The sequence below is a fragment of the Burkholderia sp. BCC1208 genome (assembly GCF_902833095.1).
Classification (GTDB): Bacteria; Pseudomonadota; Gammaproteobacteria; order Burkholderiales; family Burkholderiaceae; genus Burkholderia.
On record NZ_CADFDY010000008.1, the window covers coordinates 370221 to 388887 of the forward strand.

Consider the following 18667-nt stretch of genomic DNA (forward strand, 5'->3'; position numbering starts at 1 on the left):
TCCTCATCCTCTATCGATCGCGCCAGCCCCGCCTAATCCGCGGCCCGCCAAGCAAAACGCCACGGCATGCCGTGGCGTTTTTCCTTACCGCCGTGCGCCGTCGTCCGGCGCGGCGCGATCAGTGGTGCACGTCGACCGGACGCCCATCGAAGTCGTGCCCGGCGCGCCGAATCTCGCAGCGTGCATCCTTTTCGCCTTTCACGCCGTTGAACACGATGTTCAGGATCACGGCCGTCGCCGATGCGAGCAGGATGCCGCTGTGCAGGATCGGCGCGAGCGCCGGCGGCAGCTTCGAGAAGAAGTGCGGCGACACGACCGGCACGAGGCCCATGCCGACGCTCACGGCGACGATGAACAGGTTGTGCGAGTTGCTCACGAAGTCGGCCTTCGACAGCACCTTGATGCCGTTCGCGGCGACCATCCCGAACATCACGATGCCTGCGCCGCCGAGCACGAACGGTGGCACCGACGCGACGACCTGCGCCATCTTCGGGAACAGGCCGAGCAGCACGAGGATCACGCCGCCCGTCGCACACACGAAGCGGCTCTTCACGCCCGTCACGCCGATCAGGCCGACGTTCTGCGAGAACGACGTATGCGGGAACGAGTTGAAGATGCCGCCGATCAGCGTGCCGAGGCCGTCGACGCGCAGGCCGCGCACGAGGCGCTCCTGGTTGACCGGGCGATCGACCATGTCGCCGACCGCGAGGAACATGCCGGTCGATTCGATGAACGTGACGAACATCACCGTGACCATGGTCACGATCGACAGCGGATCGAAGTGCGGCAGGCCGAAGTGGAACGGCATCACGAAGCCGACCCACGGCGCATGCGACACGCCGTCGGTGTTCACGCGGCCGATCGCGAACGCGATCACGAAGCCGGCGACGATGCCGAGCAGCACCGAGATGTTCGCGATGAAGCCGCGGCCGAACTTGTTGATCAGCAGGATCAGCGTGAGCACGAGCAGCGACAGGCCGAGATAGACCGGGCTGCCGTACTCGGGGTTGCCGACGCCGCCGGCCGCCCAGTTGATGCCCACTTCCATCAGCGACAGCCCGATCACGGCGATCACCGTGCCGACGACCACGGGCGGGAAGAACCGCAACAGCTTGCCGATCATCGGCGCGAGCACGATGCCGATGATGCCGGCGGCGATGGTCGAGCCGAAGATGTCGAGAATGCCGAGGCCGGGGTTCGTGCCGATCGCGATCATCGGGCCGACCGCCGCGAACGTGCAGCCCATGATGACGGGCAGGCGGATCCCGAAGATCCACAGGCCGAGCGTCTGGATCAGCGTGGCGATGCCACACGAAAACAGATCGGCGCTGATCAGGAACGCGATCTGGTCTTTCGGCAGCTTGAGCGCCGCGCCGACGATAAGCGGCACGGCGACGGCGCCGGCGTACATGACGAGGACGTGCTGCAGGCCAAGCGTTACCAGCTTGCCGGTCGGCAGCACCTCATCGCACGGATGGACCGTGTTCGATTGCATCTGTCTCACTCCATGATCTTGTTTTCGGGGTGATACGAAGTTATTCGGAATGAATCCATGCAACAAGAGCACTGGGTTCTATTCCGCTCTTTGCTGGTTCGATATGCCGCTTCGGCATGGAGCAGGGGCTCGATCATCGGGAAACTGCCGCAGGAGTGAGGTGTACCGGTTTTATAGCGCTTCAAAATAGCGCCGGCCCCCATGTCAAATATGGGTCCTTTTATGGTGTGTATCGGGCGGGCCGCATAGTGGCAAAAAGCGGGGTGCGGAAATCGTGCCGGGTTAACCCGCGAACGGCCGCTTTCGCGCGCAAGGTGCGGCCCGGTGGAACGCGGCGACCCGACCGCACGTTCGATGCGTCGAAGCGGTGGCCAAAACCGGGGCGCACGTCGCGATCCCGTTATCATCGATATCCGTTCATACGAATCCTCTTCACGTCATGCGCCTGCTCGGAATCGACCTCGGCACCGGCTCCGTCAAACTCGTCACGCTCGATGCCGACGGCGTCGAGCGGGCGGTTGCGAGCGAACCTTACGGGTTGTCGTCGCCGCAGCCCGGCTGGGCGGAAATCGCGCCCGCCACCTGGTGGCAGGCACTCATGCGCGCGGCCGCGCGGCTGCCGGCCGACGAGCGTGCGCGGGTGGCGGCGATCGGCTTCTCGGGCCAGATGCATGGCGTCGTGCTGATCGACGCGGCCGGCCAGCCGGTGCGGCCCGCGCTGCTGTGGCCCGACACGCGCGCGGCGCGCGAGGCGGATGCGGCCGGCTGGCCGGCGGCCGGATTGCCCGTCGCACCGAATCCCGTCGCGCCCGGCATGGCGGGCCCGCTGTTGCGCTGGCTGGCCACGCACGAACCCGATGCGCTGCGTGCCGCGCGCTGGGCCGTGCAGCCGAAGGACTGGCTGCGCATCGCGCTCGGCGGCGACGTGGCGGCCGATCCGAGCGACGCGTGCGCAACCGCGCTCGCGACGCCCGACGGCGCGTGGGATATCGCGTTGATCGACGCGCTCGGCCTGCCGGCCGACCGCTTCGCGCCGGTTCGTGCGTCCACGGCGCGCGGCGGCGTGCTCGGCGCGCAGCCCGCCGCCGCGCTCGGCCTGCCGGCCGGCGTGCCGCTCGCGACGGGCGCGGCCGATACCGCGTGCGCGGCGCTCGGCAGCGGGCTGGCCGAGGCGGGCGATGCGCTGCTGACGACCGGCAGCGGCGGGCAGATCGTCGTCCTCGCGGATGCGTTGCCGCCCGCGCGGCGCGGCTTGCACCGCTATCGTGCGGCGGCCGGCGGCGGCTATTACACGATGGCGGCGATGCAGAACGTCGGGCTCGCGCTCGAAGCCGTGCGCGGCTGGCTCGGCTACGCGCGATGGGCCGATGCGTATGACGACGCGTTCGCGCAGCCGGCGTCCGAACGGCTGTGCTTCCTGCCGTACCTGACCGGCGAGCGTTCGCCGTGGATGAACCCCGATGCGCGCGGCGGCTGGCTTGGCCTCGGGCTGGGCGACACGCGCGGCGCGATGATGCGCGCCGCGTTCGAAGGCGTCGCGTTCGCGTTGCGCGCGGGGCTCGATGCGATCCGCGACGCCGATCGCGGCGACGCGGTGACGACGCTGCGCCTCGCCGGCGGCGGCTCGGTCGATCCGCGCTGGCGCCAGTTGCTCGCGGATGCGCTCGGCGCGTCGCTGCAGGCGATCGATTGCCCGAACGCCGCGACGCGCGGCGCCGCGCTGCTCGCGGGCGTCGCGATCGGGCATTGGCGCGAGGATGCGTTGCGCGCGCTGGCGCCGAGCGCGTCGCCGGTTGCCGCGCCGCAGGACGATCGCCTGCTTGCTGCACGCCACGCGCGCTTCGTCGATCTGTACGCGCGCACGGATGCATGGTTCACGACGGGCGTTTAAACTCGGACATTTGTTCTTTTGCGTCAGCGATGACGCATCCTGGCAAGCCGGCGACCGTTTCGCGCACGCGATGCGCGGCGGGAGCGGCCATCATGGCGAGCACGAGATTCTTGCGCCGTGCCGCGCGGCACGGCTTCGACCGCTTTGCATGACACCCCGGCAGGCGCCGCACGCCGGCCCGGGCCGATCTCACAGACACACAGGAGTGACACGATGAAAACGAAAGCCGCGATTGCATGGAAGGCGGGTGCGCCGCTGACGATCGAGGAAGTCGATCTCGAAGGGCCGCGCGCCGGCGAAGTGCTGATCGAAGTGAAGGCGACGGGCATCTGCCACACCGACTACTACACGCTGTCGGGCGCCGATCCGGAAGGGATCTTCCCGGCGATCCTCGGCCATGAAGGCGCGGGCGTGGTGGTCGACGTCGGCCCCGGCGTCGGCACCGTGAGGAAGGGCGACCACGTGATTCCGCTCTACACGCCCGAATGCCGCGAGTGCAAGTTCTGCCTGTCGCGCAAGACCAACCTGTGTCAGAAGATCCGCGCGACGCAGGGCAAGGGCCTGATGCCCGACGCGACGTCGCGTTTCTCGCTCGACGGCAAGCCGCTGTTCCACTACATGGGCACGTCGACGTTCTCGAACTACATCGTCGTGCCGGAGATCGCGGTCGCGAAGGTGCGCGAGGACGCGCCGTTCGACAAGATCTGCTACATCGGCTGCGGCGTGACGACGGGCGTCGGCGCGGTCGTGTACTCGGCGAAGGTCGAGGCCGGTGCGAACGTCGTCGTGTTCGGCCTCGGCGGGATCGGCCTGAACGTGATCCAGGGCGCGAAGATGGTCGGCGCTGACAAGATCATCGGCGTCGACATCAACCCGAAGCGCGTCGAGCTCGCGAAGAAGTTCGGGATGACGCACTTCATCAACCCGAACGAAGTCGAGAACGTCGTCGACCACATCGTGCAGTTGACCGACGGCGGCGCCGATTACTCGTTCGAATGCGTGGGCAACGTGAAGCTGATGCGCCAGGCGCTCGAATGCACGCACAAGGGCTGGGGCCAGTCGTTCATCATCGGCGTGGCCGCGGCCGGCGAGGAAATCAGCACGCGTCCGTTCCAACTCGTGACGGGCCGCGAGTGGAAGGGTTCGGCGTTCGGCGGCGCGCGCGGCCGCACCGACGTGCCGAAGATCGTCGACTGGTACATGGAAGGCAAGCTCAACATCGACGACCTGATCACGCACACGCTGCCGCTCGAGCGGATCAACGAAGGCTTCGACCTGATGAAGGCCGGCGAGTCGATCCGCTCGGTCGTGCTGTACTGACCGGGAGCGCACCGCCATGCTCGAACTCGTTTCCTCGCATGCGTGCCACGGCGGCGAGCAGCGTTTCTACCGTCACGATTCGGCAGCCATCGGCCTGCCGATGAAGTTTTCGGTGTACCTGCCGCCGCAGGCCGCGCACGCGCGCGTGCCGGCGCTGTTCTATCTCGCGGGGCTCACGTGCACCGACGAGACGTTCGCGATCAAGGCCGGCGCGCAGCAATACGCGGCGCAGCACGGCATCGCGCTCGTGATGCCGGATACGAGCCCGCGCGGCGCGGGCGTGCCGGGCGAGACCGACGCGTGGGACTTCGGCGTCGGCGCGGGTTTCTACGTCGATGCGACCGAAGCGCCGTGGTCGACGCATTACCGGATGGAGTCGTACGTGACGGGCGAACTGCGCGAGCTCGTCGCGGCCGAGCTGCCGATCGAGGGCGCGCGGCTCGGCATCTTCGGCCACTCGATGGGCGGGCACGGGGCGCTGACGCTCGCGTTGCGCCATCCGGGGCTTTACCGGTCGGTGTCGGCGTTCGCGCCGATCGCCGCGCCGACGCGCTGCCCGTGGGGCGAGAAGGCGTTCTCCGGTTATCTCGGCGCCGATCGCGACGCGTGGAAGCAGCACGACGCCAGCGAACTCGTCGCGCACGCGGATGCACCGAAGTTCGCGGAAGGCATTCTCGTCGATCAGGGGCTGGCCGATCAGTTCCTCGCGAACCAGCTGAACCCCGACGTGTTCGAAGCCGCCTGCGCGAAGGCCGGCCAGCCGCTGACGCTGCGCCGCCATCCGGGCTACGACCACGGCTACTACTTCATCTCGACGTTCGTCGCCGATCACCTCGCGCATCACGCGCGCGTGCTGGCACGATGAACCGTCTCTGACGCCACGTCGCCGCGCTCCAATGGGCGACGTGGCTGTCATTCTTCGATACGCATCCGGGGGCACGCCCGGGAAAATCACTCGCTGCCGCAAATTCGTACTCGTTCTATAGGATACCAAATCGATTCGCCGAATAATGATCGACGATTTAATCGTGGTGAAATTTGTTCGAGCGAGGCTTTGACCTGAATGGGCGACATGATTTGCGAGCTGTCGAACAACTCCCCGAACTGGGGGGTGATCAATCTGTTTGCGTGGAAACTTGTGCCCGAGCGATGGAATGGCGGCATCAAATACATCCAGGCGTTCAAGGATGCGTGGGTCATGCACAACAAGTCGCATATCGGGGCAGCAGCGGGGCGAAACCGTCTACCCCGGGAATTGCTCGCGGGCGTATGTTGGATCGAGGTCGGCGGCGACCCTGAATTCATCGATCGCGTTGCATTTGAAGTGCGTACGTTTGACTGGAGTGGTCCGCCGTTTGTCGACAGGCATCTGACGCTGACACGTCATCCAGCGATGACATCGTTCGGCCCGGTGAGCATGCAGCTTCGCACGGCAGCACAAACACTCGGAATGGATCCGTCGCAAATGTCAGCGTCGCAATTCCGGAGTTTGGCCCATTGCCTTCAACGCGATATTTTTAATATCGATGTGGTTGCGCGTCACGTGGCCCAATTGGCGAAGCGCGATGGATTCCGATATCCGTTTTTGATGGAGCAAATTCGGATAATCGGCGCTCGCTACAACCGAGGAAGTGGGTTGTCTCTCGAGCAAGTAAGACAAAATACCAGCTACGGTAACTTCATCGTTACGCATTGGCCGCGCTTTGCTCGGCTCATGCGGTAATGCATCAGGATGCAAACATGACTCGTCTCCTTCGCTTCATCATTCATGTCGCATGTGTCATCGGATTGTTCGTCGTTATCGCGATCACCGGGAACAAATATGCGTGGATGCATGAAATGGATCCGTCCGTCGCGATCGACGCGATCAAGGATGAAGCTGGCGACCCTACGCTGGTCAGCTATGCGTTGCTCATGTTCGTTGCGATCACACAGATCGTGTTGCTCGCGAGGTCCGGGGCCACGGGTGCCAAACCGTGGATCGGGTTCCTGATCCTCGCGGCCACGGGTGTGTGCGCATGGAGAACGATCGTGTAACGCTATCCGCTGGCATGCAGGTCATCATGCCCTGCGCAACAGGCTCGCGCCATACACGAGCGCCGACAGCGCGGTGATCCAGAAGCTCGTCGGCCAGTCGGTGTGATACGCGAGCACGATGCCGGCCCACGCCTCGAACAGCGCGAACAGCGCGGCGAGCAGCACGCCCGTCGACAGTCGCGTCGACACGTTCTGCGCGGCCGCCGCCGGCCCGACCAGCAGCGTGAACACGAGCAGCACGCCGACGATCTGCGTCGCCGCGGCCACCGCGAGCGCGCACACCGCGAGGAACAGCATCGACACCGTGCGCAGCGACACGCCCTTGGCTTCGGCCAGCTCGGGCTGCAGCGATGCGAACAACAGCGGCCGCGCGATCAGCGCGAGCGCGGCGAGGCTCACCGCGCCGATGCCGGCGAGCACCGCCAGCGTGTCGTGACTGACCGCGAGCACGTTGCCGAACAGCAGCGCGGTGACCTGCGTCGCGAACGACGTGTAGAAGTGCAGGAACAGCAGGCCGCAGCCGAGCGCGCCCGACAGGATCACGCCGATCGCGACGTCGCGGCCCGCGAGCCGTTCGCCGAGCGCGCCCATCCCGATCCCGGCCGCGAGCGTGAAGCCGACCATCCCCCAGATCGGCGAGATGCCGAGCAGCACCGCGCCCGTCGCGCCGGTGAAGCCGACGTGCGACAGCGCGTGGCCGGCGAAGGTCTGCCCGCGCAGCACCAGGAAATAGCCGACGATGCCCGCGAGCACCGCGACGATGCCCGACGCCGCGAAGGCGTTGATCATGAAGTCGTATTCAAACATCGTGCGAATGCCCGGGATGGGCGTGTCCGTGGTGGTGATGGCCGTGGCCGCCGCCACCGCCGTGCGAATGGCTGTCGTCGTCCTCGTGCTCGTGGTCGTGCTTCTCGATCTCGACGTCGCCCGACATCACGAAGATCTTGCCGTTCACACGCATCACGTCGATCGGCGATCCGTAGAGCCGCGACAGCACGGGCTTCGTGATCACCTCGTCGACGGTGCCGAGCGCCGCGACGCCGTTGCCGAGATAGAGCACGCGGTCGAGCGCGTTCAGCAGCGGATTCAGTTCGTGCGCGGAGAACAGCACGGTGATGCCGAGTTCGCGCTGCACGTTGCGCACGAGTTCGACGACGCCGCGCTGATGGTTCGGATCGAGGCTGATCAGCGGCTCGTCGAGCAGCAGCAGTTTCGGGTTGCCGAGCAGGCATTGCGCAAGCAGCAGGCGCTGCCGTTCGCCGCCCGACAGCTCGGACAGCGGGCGGCGCGCGAGCGACGGGCCGCCGACGAGGTCGAGCACGCGATCGACGTCGCGGCGCGTGGCCGCGTTCGTATGCGGCAGGCCCCAGCGGTGGCCGTCGGCGGCCATCGCGACGAAGTCGTAGCCGCGCATCCGGCGGTTCGCGAGGCCGCTCCTGATCTGCGGCATGTAGCCGATCGACGCGTTGCCGCGCACGACCGGCACGCCGCCGACCGACAGCGTGCCGGCCGACAGGGGAACGAGGCCGAGCACCGCGCGCATCAGCGTCGTCTTGCCCGCGCCGTTGGGCCCGAGCACGCCGACGAATTCGCCGGGCCCGATCGAGAAGCTGACGTCGCGCAGGATCGTGCGTCCGCCCAGTTCGAGCGTGACGCGATCGACGGCGAGCGCGTGAGGAGTGGCGGTCATGGCGTTACGGTCATCTATTACTTGCCGGCTGAAAGCGCATTGCCGAGCGCGTCGAGCTGGCCGATCATCCATTGCTGGAAAGTCTGGCCGGCCGGCTGCGTCTCGGTGACGCTGACGGTCGGCACGCCGCCGTCGCGCGCGATTTTCAGCATGCGCTTGGTCATCGGTTCCTCGGCCTGGCTGTTGTAGATCAGCGCGCGCACCTGCTTCTTGCGCAGATCGCCCTCGAACGCGGCGACGTCCTGCGCACTCGCCTCCGTGTCGTTCATCGTCGCGAGCTGGAAGCGCTGGTTGCGCATGTCGAGGCCGATCGCGTCCGACATATAGCCGAACACGGGCTCGGTGGCCGTCACGGGCACGCCCTTGTACTTCGCGCGCAGCGCGGCGACCTTGTCGTCGACGGGCTTCAGCGACGCGACGAACTTCCGCAGGTTCGCATCGTACTCGGCCTTGTTCGCCGGGTCGGCGCGGCCGAGCTCGGCCGCGATCGCGCGTGCGGCGGCCGGCATCGTCGCCGGGTCGTACCACAGGTGCGGGTTGTCGCCGGCCTTCTTGCCGACCAGCTCGGCGACGACGATCGTCGCGCGCTTTGCCTGCTTCGATGCGCCGAGCAGCTTGCCCATCCACGGATCGTAGTTGGCGCCGTTGTAGATCACGACCTGCGCGTGCTGGAGCGCGCGGGCCGTCTTCGGGCTCGCTTCGAACAGGTGCGGATCCTGATCGGGATTGCTGAGGATGCTCGTGACCGCGACATGGCGGCCGCCGATTTGCGACGCGACGTCGCCGTAGAAATTCTCCGCGGCGACGACGTCGACGGTCGCGGCCTGCGCGAACGAGGGCGCGGCGAACGACAGTGCGGCGACGGCGGCGGCGGCGGCCAACCAGCGGACAGGCGACAGGGCACGCCGCGACGCGCGCTTCAGGGCAATGGACATGGAACTCCTCGTTGGAAGGGCGGCGCGTACGCCGCGCGATTCGGCGTCAGCGCTGGGCGGGCTTGCGCTTGCAGTGCCCGCACAAGCCGCTCAACTCGACGACCTGGTGGTGGACTTCGAAACCGTGTGCGGGCCCGCTCGCGGACAGCTGCTTCGCGAGATCGCCGCCGGGAATCTCGACGGTGTCGCCGCACGCATCGCAGATCAGGAACTGGCCTTCGTGCGGCACGCCGATCTCGCAGCAGGCGAAGAACGCGTTCTTCGATTCGATCCGGTGGATGAAGCCGTGCTCGACGAGGAAATCCAGCGCGCGATAGACGGTCGTCGGCGGCACGCGGCCGCGCTGCGGTTCGAGTTCCGCGAGCAGGTCGTACGCGCCGATCGGGCGCTGCGCGGCCAGCACGCGTTCGTAGACCTGGCGGCGCAGCGGCGTCCACGCGAGCCCGTGCTCGGCGGCGAATGCGTCGGCCCGGGACAGCCGGGCGTCAATGGACGATGAGGTAGCCATGGCGTGAAGCAGGGCGATGAAACACAGTATCGCGATGATATAACGTATCGCCGCGCCGTGCAGCGCGAATTCCGTTTCCCCCGTTTCCCGCCTTCGCTCCGTCCCCTTCACCGTTGATTCCACCGCGCCGCACCGTGGGCCGCGCGCGTTGCCGTGCGGGGCCGGCGGGGCGGCGTCGTGCACAGCCGTGCCGCAGCGCGTCATAGAAAGCCGTCGCGTCGTCTTGACAGCGCGTATCGCGTATCCGATCATTCGATCACTAACAGAGCAATTGATCGGTCGGAGAGCGTTCGCTCACTTCGCGACCGTCGAGCAGCAGAACGAACCGGAGACAGGCAGTGAGACTGGAAGACAAGGTCGCGATCCTGACGGGCGCCGCAAGCGGCATCGGCGAGGCGGTCGCGCAACGCTATCTGGACGAGGGCGCGCGCTGCGTGCTCGTCGACCTGAAGCCGGCAGGCGGCTCGCTCGCGCGGCTGATCGAGGCGAACCCCGGCCGCGTGGTGGCGGTCACGGCCGACGTCACGCGCCGCGACGACATCGAGCGGATCGTCGCGACGGCGATCGAGCGCTTCGGCGGCGTCGACATCCTGTTCAACAACGCGGCGCTGTTCGACATGCGCCCGATCCTCGACGAATCGTGGGACGTGTTCGACCGGCTGTTCTCGGTCAACGTCAAAGGGCTGTTCTTCCTGATGCAGGCCGTCGCTCAGCGGATGGTCGAGCAGGGGCGCGGCGGCAAGATCGTCAATATGTCGTCGCAGGCCGGCCGTCGCGGCGAGGCACTCGTTTCGCACTACTGCGCGACCAAGGCCGCGGTGATCAGCTATACGCAGTCGGCCGCGCTCGCGCTCGCGCCGCACCGGATCAACGTGAACGGCATCGCGCCGGGCGTGGTCGACACGCCGATGTGGGAGCAGGTCGACGCGCTGTTCGCGCGTTACGAGAACCGGCCGCTCGGCGAGAAGAAGCGGCTCGTGGGCGAAGCCGTGCCGCTCGGCCGCATGGGCGTGCCGGGCGACCTGACGGGCGCCGCGCTGTTCCTCGCGTCGGCCGACGCCGACTACATCACCGCCCAGACGCTGAACGTCGACGGCGGCAACTGGATGAGCTGACATGCCGCCGCTCGCACGCGCAACCCAGGTGGATTCGCTGAACGCGGCCGCCGCCGCACGAGGGCACGCCTGATGGCCGAGATCGTCGTCGCCGGCGAACTGCTGGCCGAATTCGTCGCCGCCGAGCGCGGCCAGGGCTTCGATACGCCGGGCCTGTTCGCCGGACCGTTCCCGAGCGGTGCGCCCGCGATCTTCGCCGATCAGGCCGCCCGGCTCGGCGCGCGCGTCGCGTATGCGGGCTGCGTCGGCCGCGACGCGTTCGGCGACGCGATCGTCGCGCGGCTCGCCCGCGACGGCGTCGACGTCGCGCGCATCCGCCGCGTCGCACGTCCGACCGGCACCGCGTTCGTCGCGTATCGCGACGACGGCTCGCGCAGCTTCGTCTTCACGTTGTCGACCAGTGCGGCCGCGTGCGTCGATGCGTCCGACGTCGACGCCGCGATGTTCGACGGCTGCCGCTATTTCCACGTGATGGGCTCGTCGCTGACGAGCGAATCGGCGATCGCGGCGGTGCAGCGCGGGGTGATCGAGGCCGCGCGCGCCGGCGCGAAGGTGTCGTTCGATCCGAACGTGCGGCCCGAGATGCTGAGTTTTCGACCGATGCGCGCGGCACTCGACGAGATGCTCGCCGCGTGCCACCTGTTCCTGCCGAGCGAAGCCGACCTGCCGTTCTTCTGCGGGCCGCAGCCGGCCGAGCGCGCGATCGCGGGCCTGCTCGCGACGCATCCGCTGCTCGAGCGCGTCGTGCTGAAGCGCGGCGCCGAAGGCAGTATCGCGTTCGACCGCGCGAGCCGCGTCGAGGCATCGGCTTTTCCGGTCGACGAACTCGATCCGACCGGCGCCGGCGACTGCTTCGGCGGCACGCTGGTCGCGAGCCTCGTCGCGGGCGTGCCGATCGAGGTCGCGCTGCGCCGCGCGAACGCGGCCGGCGCGATCGCGGTCACGCGGCGCGGCCCGATGGAAGGCAACAGCAGCGCGGCCGAGATCGACCGTTTCCTGACCGAACGAGGTATCGCATGTCCGGCCTGACGACCGTTGCCGAGCGCACGCGCACCGCGCACGCGGACACCGTGCTGCGGATGATTTTCGACGCGAACCGCGCGGACGCGCAGCGCGGCATCTATTCGATCTGCAGCGCGCACCGGCTCGTGCTGGAGGCCGCGTGCGAAGCCGCGCGCACGGACGGCTCGCCGCTGCTGATCGAGGCGACCTGCAATCAAGTGAATCATCTCGGCGGCTATACGGGCATGACGCCGGCCGATTTTCGCCGCGACGTCGATGCGATCGCCGCGCGCTGCGGGCTCGCGCCGTCGGCGCTCGTGCTCGGCGGCGATCATCTCGGCCCGAACCCGTGGCGGCACCGCCGCGCGGCCGACGCGATGCGCGAGGCCGGTGCGATGGTCGCCGCGTATGTCGAAGCCGGATTCGAAAAGATTCACCTCGATGCGAGCATGGCGTGCGCGGACGATCCGGCGCGGCTCGACGATCGCACGATCGCCGCGCGCGCGGCCGAGCTGTGCCGCGTGGCGGAAGACGCGGCGGCGCGTGCCGGCGTCGCGCCCGTCTACGTGATCGGCACCGAGGTGCCGACGCCGGGCGGCGAAGTCAGCGGCGATGCAGGCGAGGCAAGCAACGACGCGATCGCGCAAATCGCGGTCACGCGCGGCGACAGCATCGCGGCGACGCTCGACGCGCACCGCCGCGCGTTCTCGGCGGCCGGGCTCGACGACGCGTGGACGCGCGTCGTCGCGATCGTCGCGCAGCCGGGCGTCGACTTCGACGATCGCCACGTGCTCGACTACGACAGCGCCAAGGCGGCGTCATTGGGCGCGAGTATCCTGCAGACACCGCGCCTCGTGTTCGAAGCGCATTCGACCGATTACCAGACCGAAGCCGCGCTTGCCGCGCTCGTGCGCGACCACTTCGCGGTGTTGAAGGTCGGCCCCGCGCTGACGTTCGCGCTGCGCGAGGCGCTGTTCGCGCTGACGTTCATCGAGGACGCGCTGATCGACGACGTCGCGCAACGCTCGCGGTTGCGCGAGGTGGTCGACGCGGCGATGCGCGCGCAGCCCGAGCACTGGGCGCCGTACTACCGCGGCGACGAGACCGAGCAGCGGCTCGCGCGCCAGTTCAGCTACAGCGACCGCATCCGCTATTACTGGCTGCAGCCGGCCGTCGCGGCCGCGGTCGAGCAACTGTTTTCCAACCTCGCGCGGCAGCCGGTGCCGGAGACGCTCGTCGCGCAATGGCTGCCGGACGTGTACGCGGCGTGCCGCGCGGGCGGCCTCGCAAGGGAACCGCGCGCATGGGTGCGCCATCGGATACGCGACGTGATCGCGCACTATGCGCGCGCGTGCGGCATGCAGCGGCCGGCGTGACGGGCCGCGAAGGAAACGACGCAACACCGACGACCAACCGACGATACTTCGAACAATCACAGGAGACATGCCATGCAACGAAAGATGCTCGACGCCGCCGCACGCTGCTTCGCCGGAGCCGCGCTCGCGACGGCCGCGTGCGCGGCGTCCGCCGGCACGCTGACGATCGCGACGCTGAACAACCCCGACATGATCGAGTTGAAGAAGCTGTCGCCGGCGTTCGAGAAGGCGAACCCCGACATCAAGCTGAACTGGGTGATCCTCGAGGAGAACGTGCTGCGCCAGCGCGCGACGACCGACATCACGACCGGCAGCGGCCAGTTCGACGTGATGGCGATCGGCACCTATGAAACGCCGCAGTGGGGCAAGCGCGGCTGGCTCGCGCCGATCACGGGCCTGCCGGCCGACTACGATCTCAACGACATCGTGAAGACCGCGCGCGACAGCCTGTCGTACAACGGCCAGCTCTACGCGCTGCCGTTCTACGTGGAAAGCTCGATGACGTTCTACCGCAAGGATCTGTTCGCGGCGAAGGGGCTGAAGATGCCCGACCAGCCGACCTACGACCAGATCGCCGAATTCGCGGACAAGCTCACCGACAAGTCGAAGGGCACCTACGGGATCTGCCTGCGCGGCAAGGCCGGCTGGGGCGAGAACATGGCGTACGTGTCGACGGTCGTGAACACGTTCGGCGGGCGCTGGTTCGACGAGAACTGGAACGCGCAGCTGACGTCGCCCGAATGGAAGAAGGCGATCAATTTCTACGTGAACCTGCTGAAGAAGAACGGCCCGCCGGGAGCGAGCTCGAACGGCTTCAACGAGAACCTGACGCTGACCGCGTCCGGCAAGTGCGCGATGTGGATCGACGCGACGGTCGCGGCCGGGATGCTCTACAACAAGCAGCAGTCGCAGGTGGCCGACAAGATCGGCTTCGCGGCCGCGCCGGTCGCCGCCACGCCGAAGGGCTCGCACTGGCTGTGGGCGTGGGCGCTGGCCGTGCCGAAGACGTCGAAGCAGCAGGATGCCGCGCGCAAGTTCATCGCGTGGGCGACGTCGAAGCAGTACATCGAGATGGTCGGCAAGGACGAGGGCTGGGCGTCGGTGCCGCCGGGCACGCGCACGTCGACGTATCAGCGCCCCGAGTACAAGGCCGCCGCGCCGTTCTCGGACTTCGTGCTGAAGGCGATCGAGACGGCCGACCCGAACGATCCGTCGCTGAAGAAGGTGCCGTACACGGGCGTGCAGTACGTCGGGATTCCTGAATTCCAGTCGTTCGGCACGGTGGTCGGCCAGTCGATCGCGGGTGCGGTCGCGGGCCAGATGTCGGTCGACCAGGCGCTCGCCGCCGGGCAGGCCGCCGCCGACCGCGCGGTGCGGCAGGCCGGCTACAAGAAGTAACGCGCAAGCCGTCGCACGGCTCGCATCGTGCGCCGTTGCGCACGGCGCGGGCCGGCGAAGCCGACAGGCGGGCAGGCCGTTCGCGCCCGCGCATCAACCGGAGGGACTCCGATCATGCGTCACCTGCGTCTTCCCCTGAGTCACGCGCCGTCGGTCGGCGACGCGTCGTTGCCGCCCGGCGCGCCGCGCCGTGCGCGCGGCGGCGCGAGCTGGCTCGTGTCGCCGTCCGTCGCGGTGCTGCTGCTGTGGATGTCGATTCCGCTCGCGATGACGATCTGGTATTCGTTCTCGCGCTACAACCTGCTGAACCCGGACGTGAAGGGCTTCGCCGGGCTCGACAACTACCGTTTCCTCGCGACCGATCCGTCGTTCCTGCCCGCGATCTGGCACACGCTCGTGCTGATCGGCGCGGTGCTCGCGATCACCGTGGTCGGCGGCGTGCTGATGGCCGTGCTGTTCGACCGCAAGTTCTACGGGCAGGGCGTCGCGCGCCTGCTCGCGATCGCGCCGTTCTTCGTGATGCCGACCGTCTCCGCGCTGATCTGGAAGAACATGATCCTGCATCCGGTGTACGGGCTCGTCGCGAACGCGATGCGCGCGCTCGGGATGACGCCGATCGACTGGTTCGCCGATTACCCGCTGACCGCCGTGATCATCATCGTCGCGTGGCAGTGGCTGCCGTTCGCGTTCCTGATCCTGTTCACCGCGATCCAGTCGCTCGACCAGGAGCAGAAGGAAGCCGCGCGCATCGATGGCGCCGGCCCGATCGCGATGTTCTTCTACATCACGCTGCCGCACCTGAAGCGCGCGATCGCCGTGGTCGTGATGATGGAGACGATCTTCCTGCTGTCGATCTTCGCGGAAATCTACACGACGACCGGCGGCGGCCCGGGCGACGCGACGACCAACCTGTCTTACCTGATCTACGCGCTCGGCCTGCAGCAGTTCGACGTCGGCCTCGCATCCGCGGGCGGCATCATCGCCGTCGTGGTCGCGAACGTCGTGTCGTTCTTCCTCGTGCGGATGCTCGCGCGCAACCTGAAGGGGGAATACGAAAAATGAGCGACCTGACCTTCGCAGGCCGGCGCACGCCGGCCGTATTCGACCTCGTGCGGCGCGCGCTGCCCGGCACGCTCGCGTGGCTGATCGCGCTGCTGCTGTTCTTCCCGATCTTCTGGATGGCGATCACCGCGTTCAAGACCGAGCAGCAGGCGTACGCGTCGACGCTGTTCTTCATGCCGACGCTCGACAGCTTCCGCGAGGTGTTCGCGCGCAGCAACTACTTCGCGTTCGCATGGAATTCGGTGCTGATCTCGGCCGGCGTCACGGTGATCTCGCTGCTGTTCGCGGTGCCGGCCGCGTACGCGATGGCGTTCTTCCCGAACCACCGCACGCAGAAGGTGCTGCTGTGGATGCTGTCGACGAAGATGATGCCGTCGGTCGGCGTGCTGGTGCCGATCTACCTGCTGTGGAAGAACGCCGGGCTGCTCGACACGGTGTCGGGGCTCGTGATCGTCTACACGCTGATCAACCTGCCGATCGCGGTGTGGATGACCTTCACGTACTTCAACGAGATCCCGAAGGACATCCTCGAAGCCGGGCGCATCGACGGCGCGTCGACGTGGCAGGAGATCGTCTACCTGCTGATGCCGATGGCGCTGCCGGGGCTCGCGTCCACCGCGCTGCTGCTCGTGATCCTGTCGTGGAACGAGGCGTTCTGGAGCATCAACCTGTCGAGCTCGAACGCCGCGCCGCTGACCGTGTTCATCGCGTCGTACTCGAGTCCCGAAGGGTTGTTCTGGGCGAAGCTGTCCGCGGCTTCGCTGCTCGCGGTCGCGCCGATCCTGATCGTCGGCTGGCTGTCGCAGAAGCAGCTCGTGCGGGGGCTCACGTTCGGGGCGGTCAAATGAGGGGGCCAAGCGCAGGGACGAACGTGCTGATCTGCGACTGCGACGGCGTGCTGATCGACAGCGAGGCCGTGGCCGCCGACGTGATCGTGCGCGAACTCGATGCGCGCTGGCCGGGCGTCGATGCGCGGCCGGCCGTGATGCCGCTGCTCGGGCTGCGCATCGAGCGCGTGCTGGCGGGCGCGAGCGAAGCGGTGGGGCGCACGCTGTCGGCCGACGACGTCGACGCGATCCGCCGCGCGGTCGAGGCGGCGGCCGTCAACGCGCCGATGGTCGACGGCATCGACGCGGCGCTTGCAGCGATCGAGCTGACGACCGCCTGCGCGAGCAACAGCTATCGCGCGTACGTCGAATCGGCGCTCGCGCGCACCGGTCTCGCGCGCTTTTTCGGCGACCGGTTGTTCTGCGCGGATTCGGTCGCACGGCCGAAGCCGGCGCCGGACGTGTATCTGGCGGCCGCGCGCACGCTCGGCGCGGCGCCCGCGAACTGCCTCGTCGTCGAGGACAGCGTGACCGGCATCACCGCCGCGGCCGCGGCCGGCATGACCGTGCTCGGCTTCGTCGGCGGCGGGCACGCGTCGGCCGCGCAGATCGACGCGTTGCGCGGCATCGGCGCGCGTCACGTATTCGACGACATGCACGAGCTGCCCGGCTACGTCGCGCGCTGGCAGGCGACGGGCGCGGTGCTGCCGAACTAGCAACGATCAAGCGCCGCCGATCAGGCGGCGCATCACGAACGAACGGAGACAGATCATGGCAAGCGTGCTCCTGCGCAACATCGCGAAGCGCTACGACGACACCGAAGTGCTGCGCAACGTGAACCTCGACATCGCCGACGGCGAATTCGTCGTATTCGTCGGGCCGAGCGGCTGCGGCAAATCCACGCTGATGCGGATGATCGCCGGCCTGGAAGACATTTCGAACGGCGACCTGCTGATCGACGGCGCGAAGGTCAACGACGTGCCGAGCGCGAAGCGCGGCATCGCGATGGTGTTCCAGTCGTATGCGCTGTACCCGCACATGACGCTGTACGACAACATGGCGTTCGGCCTCAAGCTCGCGGGCGCGAAGAAGCCCGAGATCGACCAGGCCGTGAAGCAGGCCGCCAGGATCCTGCACATCGATCACCTGCTCGACCGCAAGCCGAAACAGCTGTCCGGCGGCCAGCGGCAGCGCGTCGCGATCGGCCGCGCGATCACGCGCAAGCCGAAGGTGTTCCTGTTCGACGAACCGCTGTCGAACCTCGACGCCGCGCTGCGCGTGAAGATGCGGCTGGAATTCGCGCGGCTGCACGACGAGCTGAAGACGACGATGATCTACGTGACGCACGACCAGGTCGAGGCGATGACGCTCGCCGACAAGATCGTCGTGCTGTCGGGCGGCGCGGTGCAGCAGGTCGGCACGCCGAACGCGCTGTATCACGCGCCGGCGAACCAGTTCGTCGCGGGCTTCATCGGCTCGCCGAAGATGAACTTCCTGAAGGGCACGGTCGAATCGGCCGATGCGGGCGGCGTGCTCGTGCGGTTCGACAGCGGCGAGACGCAGCGCGTCGCGGTCGAAGCCGCAGGGCTGCAACGCGGCGCCGCGGTGACCGTCGGCGTGCGGCCCGAGCACCTGCTGGTCGATGCAGCGGCGGACGGCGTCGCCGCGCGGACGATGGCCGTCGAGTCGCTCGGCGACGCCGCGTATCTGTATGCGGAGTCGGCCATCGCGCCGGACGGGCTGATCGCGCGGATTCCGCCGCTCGACACGTACCGCACCGGCGACGTGCTGCGCGTGCATGCGCAGGCCGAACATTGCCACCTGTTCGACGAGCACGGGCAGGCGTTCCGCCGATTGAGCGTGCACGCGAAGGCTGCGTGACGGGGTAGGGGCGGGCGGCGGTCGATTGCCGCCTGCGCAGAGCGTTTTCCCGAAGCGGTGACGGGCACGTGCAGGCCGATTGCGCGGACGTTCGCCGGCGCCGGCCAAGGGGAGAGAAGGTCGCCCGCTG

At 67.9% G+C, this 18667-nt stretch carries 18 protein-coding genes; 13 read left to right on the forward strand and 5 right to left on the reverse strand.

The features are described from left to right. Window positions 1-118: 118 nt before the first annotated feature. A complete protein-coding gene (locus tag HWX09_RS21055; RefSeq protein WP_027785287.1) occupies window positions 119-1495 on the reverse strand; it encodes a nucleobase:cation symporter-2 family protein in 1377 nt (458 codons plus the stop codon). Window positions 1496-1934: 439 nt separating this feature from the next. Between HWX09_RS21055 and HWX09_RS21060 the strand changes: the two genes are divergently transcribed. From HWX09_RS21060 to HWX09_RS21080, 5 genes are all read left to right on the forward strand, one after another. Beyond that, window positions 1935-3386 carry an FGGY family carbohydrate kinase gene (locus HWX09_RS21060; RefSeq protein ID WP_027785286.1) on the forward strand — a complete coding sequence of 484 codons (1452 nt, stop codon included), beginning with the start codon at window positions 1935-1937 and terminating at the stop codon, window positions 3384-3386. 213 nt (window positions 3387-3599) lie between these two features. Further along, window positions 3600-4706 carry an S-(hydroxymethyl)glutathione dehydrogenase/class III alcohol dehydrogenase gene (locus HWX09_RS21065; protein WP_027785285.1) on the forward strand — a complete coding sequence of 369 codons (1107 nt, stop codon included), beginning with the start codon at window positions 3600-3602 and terminating at the stop codon, window positions 4704-4706. Between the two features lie 16 nt (window positions 4707-4722). After that, entirely contained in the window at window positions 4723-5571 is an 849-nt protein-coding gene (gene fghA, locus HWX09_RS21070; protein ID WP_027785284.1) for an S-formylglutathione hydrolase, read from the forward strand. A gap of 198 nt (window positions 5572-5769) precedes the next feature. Next, on the forward strand, window positions 5770-6429 hold the full coding sequence (locus HWX09_RS21075) for a hypothetical protein (RefSeq protein WP_027785283.1): 660 nt from the start codon (window positions 5770-5772) through the stop codon (window positions 6427-6429). Between the two features lie 17 nt (window positions 6430-6446). Next, window positions 6447-6743 carry a hypothetical protein gene (locus HWX09_RS21080; RefSeq protein ID WP_155257376.1) on the forward strand — a complete coding sequence of 99 codons (297 nt, stop codon included), beginning with the start codon at window positions 6447-6449 and terminating at the stop codon, window positions 6741-6743. 24 nt (window positions 6744-6767) lie between these two features. Here HWX09_RS21080 and HWX09_RS21085 read toward each other — a convergent pair whose 3' ends face one another. The 4 genes from HWX09_RS21085 to HWX09_RS21100 are packed head-to-tail and all read right to left on the reverse strand — an operon-like array spanning window position 6768 to window position 9876. Then, entirely contained in the window at window positions 6768-7550 is a 783-nt protein-coding gene (locus HWX09_RS21085) for a metal ABC transporter permease (protein WP_027785282.1), read from the reverse strand. After that, window positions 7543-8433 carry an ABC transporter ATP-binding protein gene (locus HWX09_RS21090; protein ID WP_027785281.1) on the reverse strand — a complete coding sequence of 297 codons (891 nt, stop codon included), beginning with the start codon at window positions 8431-8433 and terminating at the stop codon, window positions 7543-7545. The genes HWX09_RS21085 and HWX09_RS21090 overlap by 8 nt, the downstream gene beginning before the upstream one ends. A gap of 17 nt (window positions 8434-8450) precedes the next feature. Beyond that, window positions 8451-9368: a metal ABC transporter solute-binding protein gene (locus HWX09_RS21095; protein WP_027785280.1), complete on the reverse strand. Its 918-nt coding sequence runs from the start codon at window positions 9366-9368 to the stop codon at window positions 8451-8453. A 46-nt stretch (window positions 9369-9414) separates the two neighbouring features. Continuing rightward, the gene (locus HWX09_RS21100; protein ID WP_027785279.1) at window positions 9415-9876 is read right to left on the reverse strand and encodes a Fur family transcriptional regulator; all 462 of its coding nucleotides are present in this window, start codon (window positions 9874-9876) and stop codon (window positions 9415-9417) included. A gap of 338 nt (window positions 9877-10214) precedes the next feature. Between HWX09_RS21100 and HWX09_RS21105 the strand changes: the two genes are divergently transcribed. The 8 genes from HWX09_RS21105 (at window position 10215) to ugpC (ending at window position 18537) form a co-directional block, all read left to right on the forward strand. Next, complete coding sequence (locus HWX09_RS21105; RefSeq protein ID WP_027785278.1) at window positions 10215-10991, forward strand: L-iditol 2-dehydrogenase; 777 nt, start codon at window positions 10215-10217, stop codon at window positions 10989-10991. Between the two features lie 72 nt (window positions 10992-11063). Next, the gene (locus HWX09_RS21110; protein WP_027785277.1) at window positions 11064-12020 is read left to right on the forward strand and encodes a sugar kinase; all 957 of its coding nucleotides are present in this window, start codon (window positions 11064-11066) and stop codon (window positions 12018-12020) included. Further along, window positions 12008-13369, forward strand: a complete 1362-nt coding sequence (locus HWX09_RS21115; protein ID WP_027785276.1) for a D-tagatose-bisphosphate aldolase, class II, non-catalytic subunit — start codon at window positions 12008-12010, stop codon at window positions 13367-13369. Before HWX09_RS21110 ends, HWX09_RS21115 begins: the two co-directional genes overlap by 13 nt. 72 nt (window positions 13370-13441) lie before the next feature. Further along, window positions 13442-14767: a sugar ABC transporter substrate-binding protein gene (locus HWX09_RS21120; RefSeq protein WP_027785275.1), complete on the forward strand. Its 1326-nt coding sequence runs from the start codon at window positions 13442-13444 to the stop codon at window positions 14765-14767. A gap of 114 nt (window positions 14768-14881) precedes the next feature. Next, a complete protein-coding gene (locus HWX09_RS21125; RefSeq protein WP_027785274.1) occupies window positions 14882-15829 on the forward strand; it encodes a sugar ABC transporter permease in 948 nt (315 codons plus the stop codon). Next, the gene (locus tag HWX09_RS21130) at window positions 15826-16677 is read left to right on the forward strand and encodes a carbohydrate ABC transporter permease (RefSeq protein ID WP_027785273.1); all 852 of its coding nucleotides are present in this window, start codon (window positions 15826-15828) and stop codon (window positions 16675-16677) included. The genes HWX09_RS21125 and HWX09_RS21130 overlap by 4 nt, the downstream gene beginning before the upstream one ends. Then, the gene (locus tag HWX09_RS21135) at window positions 16674-17372 is read left to right on the forward strand and encodes an HAD family phosphatase (protein WP_027785272.1); all 699 of its coding nucleotides are present in this window, start codon (window positions 16674-16676) and stop codon (window positions 17370-17372) included. The genes HWX09_RS21130 and HWX09_RS21135 overlap by 4 nt, the downstream gene beginning before the upstream one ends. Before the next feature lie 55 nt (window positions 17373-17427). After that, entirely contained in the window at window positions 17428-18537 is a 1110-nt protein-coding gene (gene ugpC / locus HWX09_RS21140; protein WP_027785271.1) for a sn-glycerol-3-phosphate ABC transporter ATP-binding protein UgpC, read from the forward strand. Window positions 18538-18667: the final 130 nt, after the last annotated feature.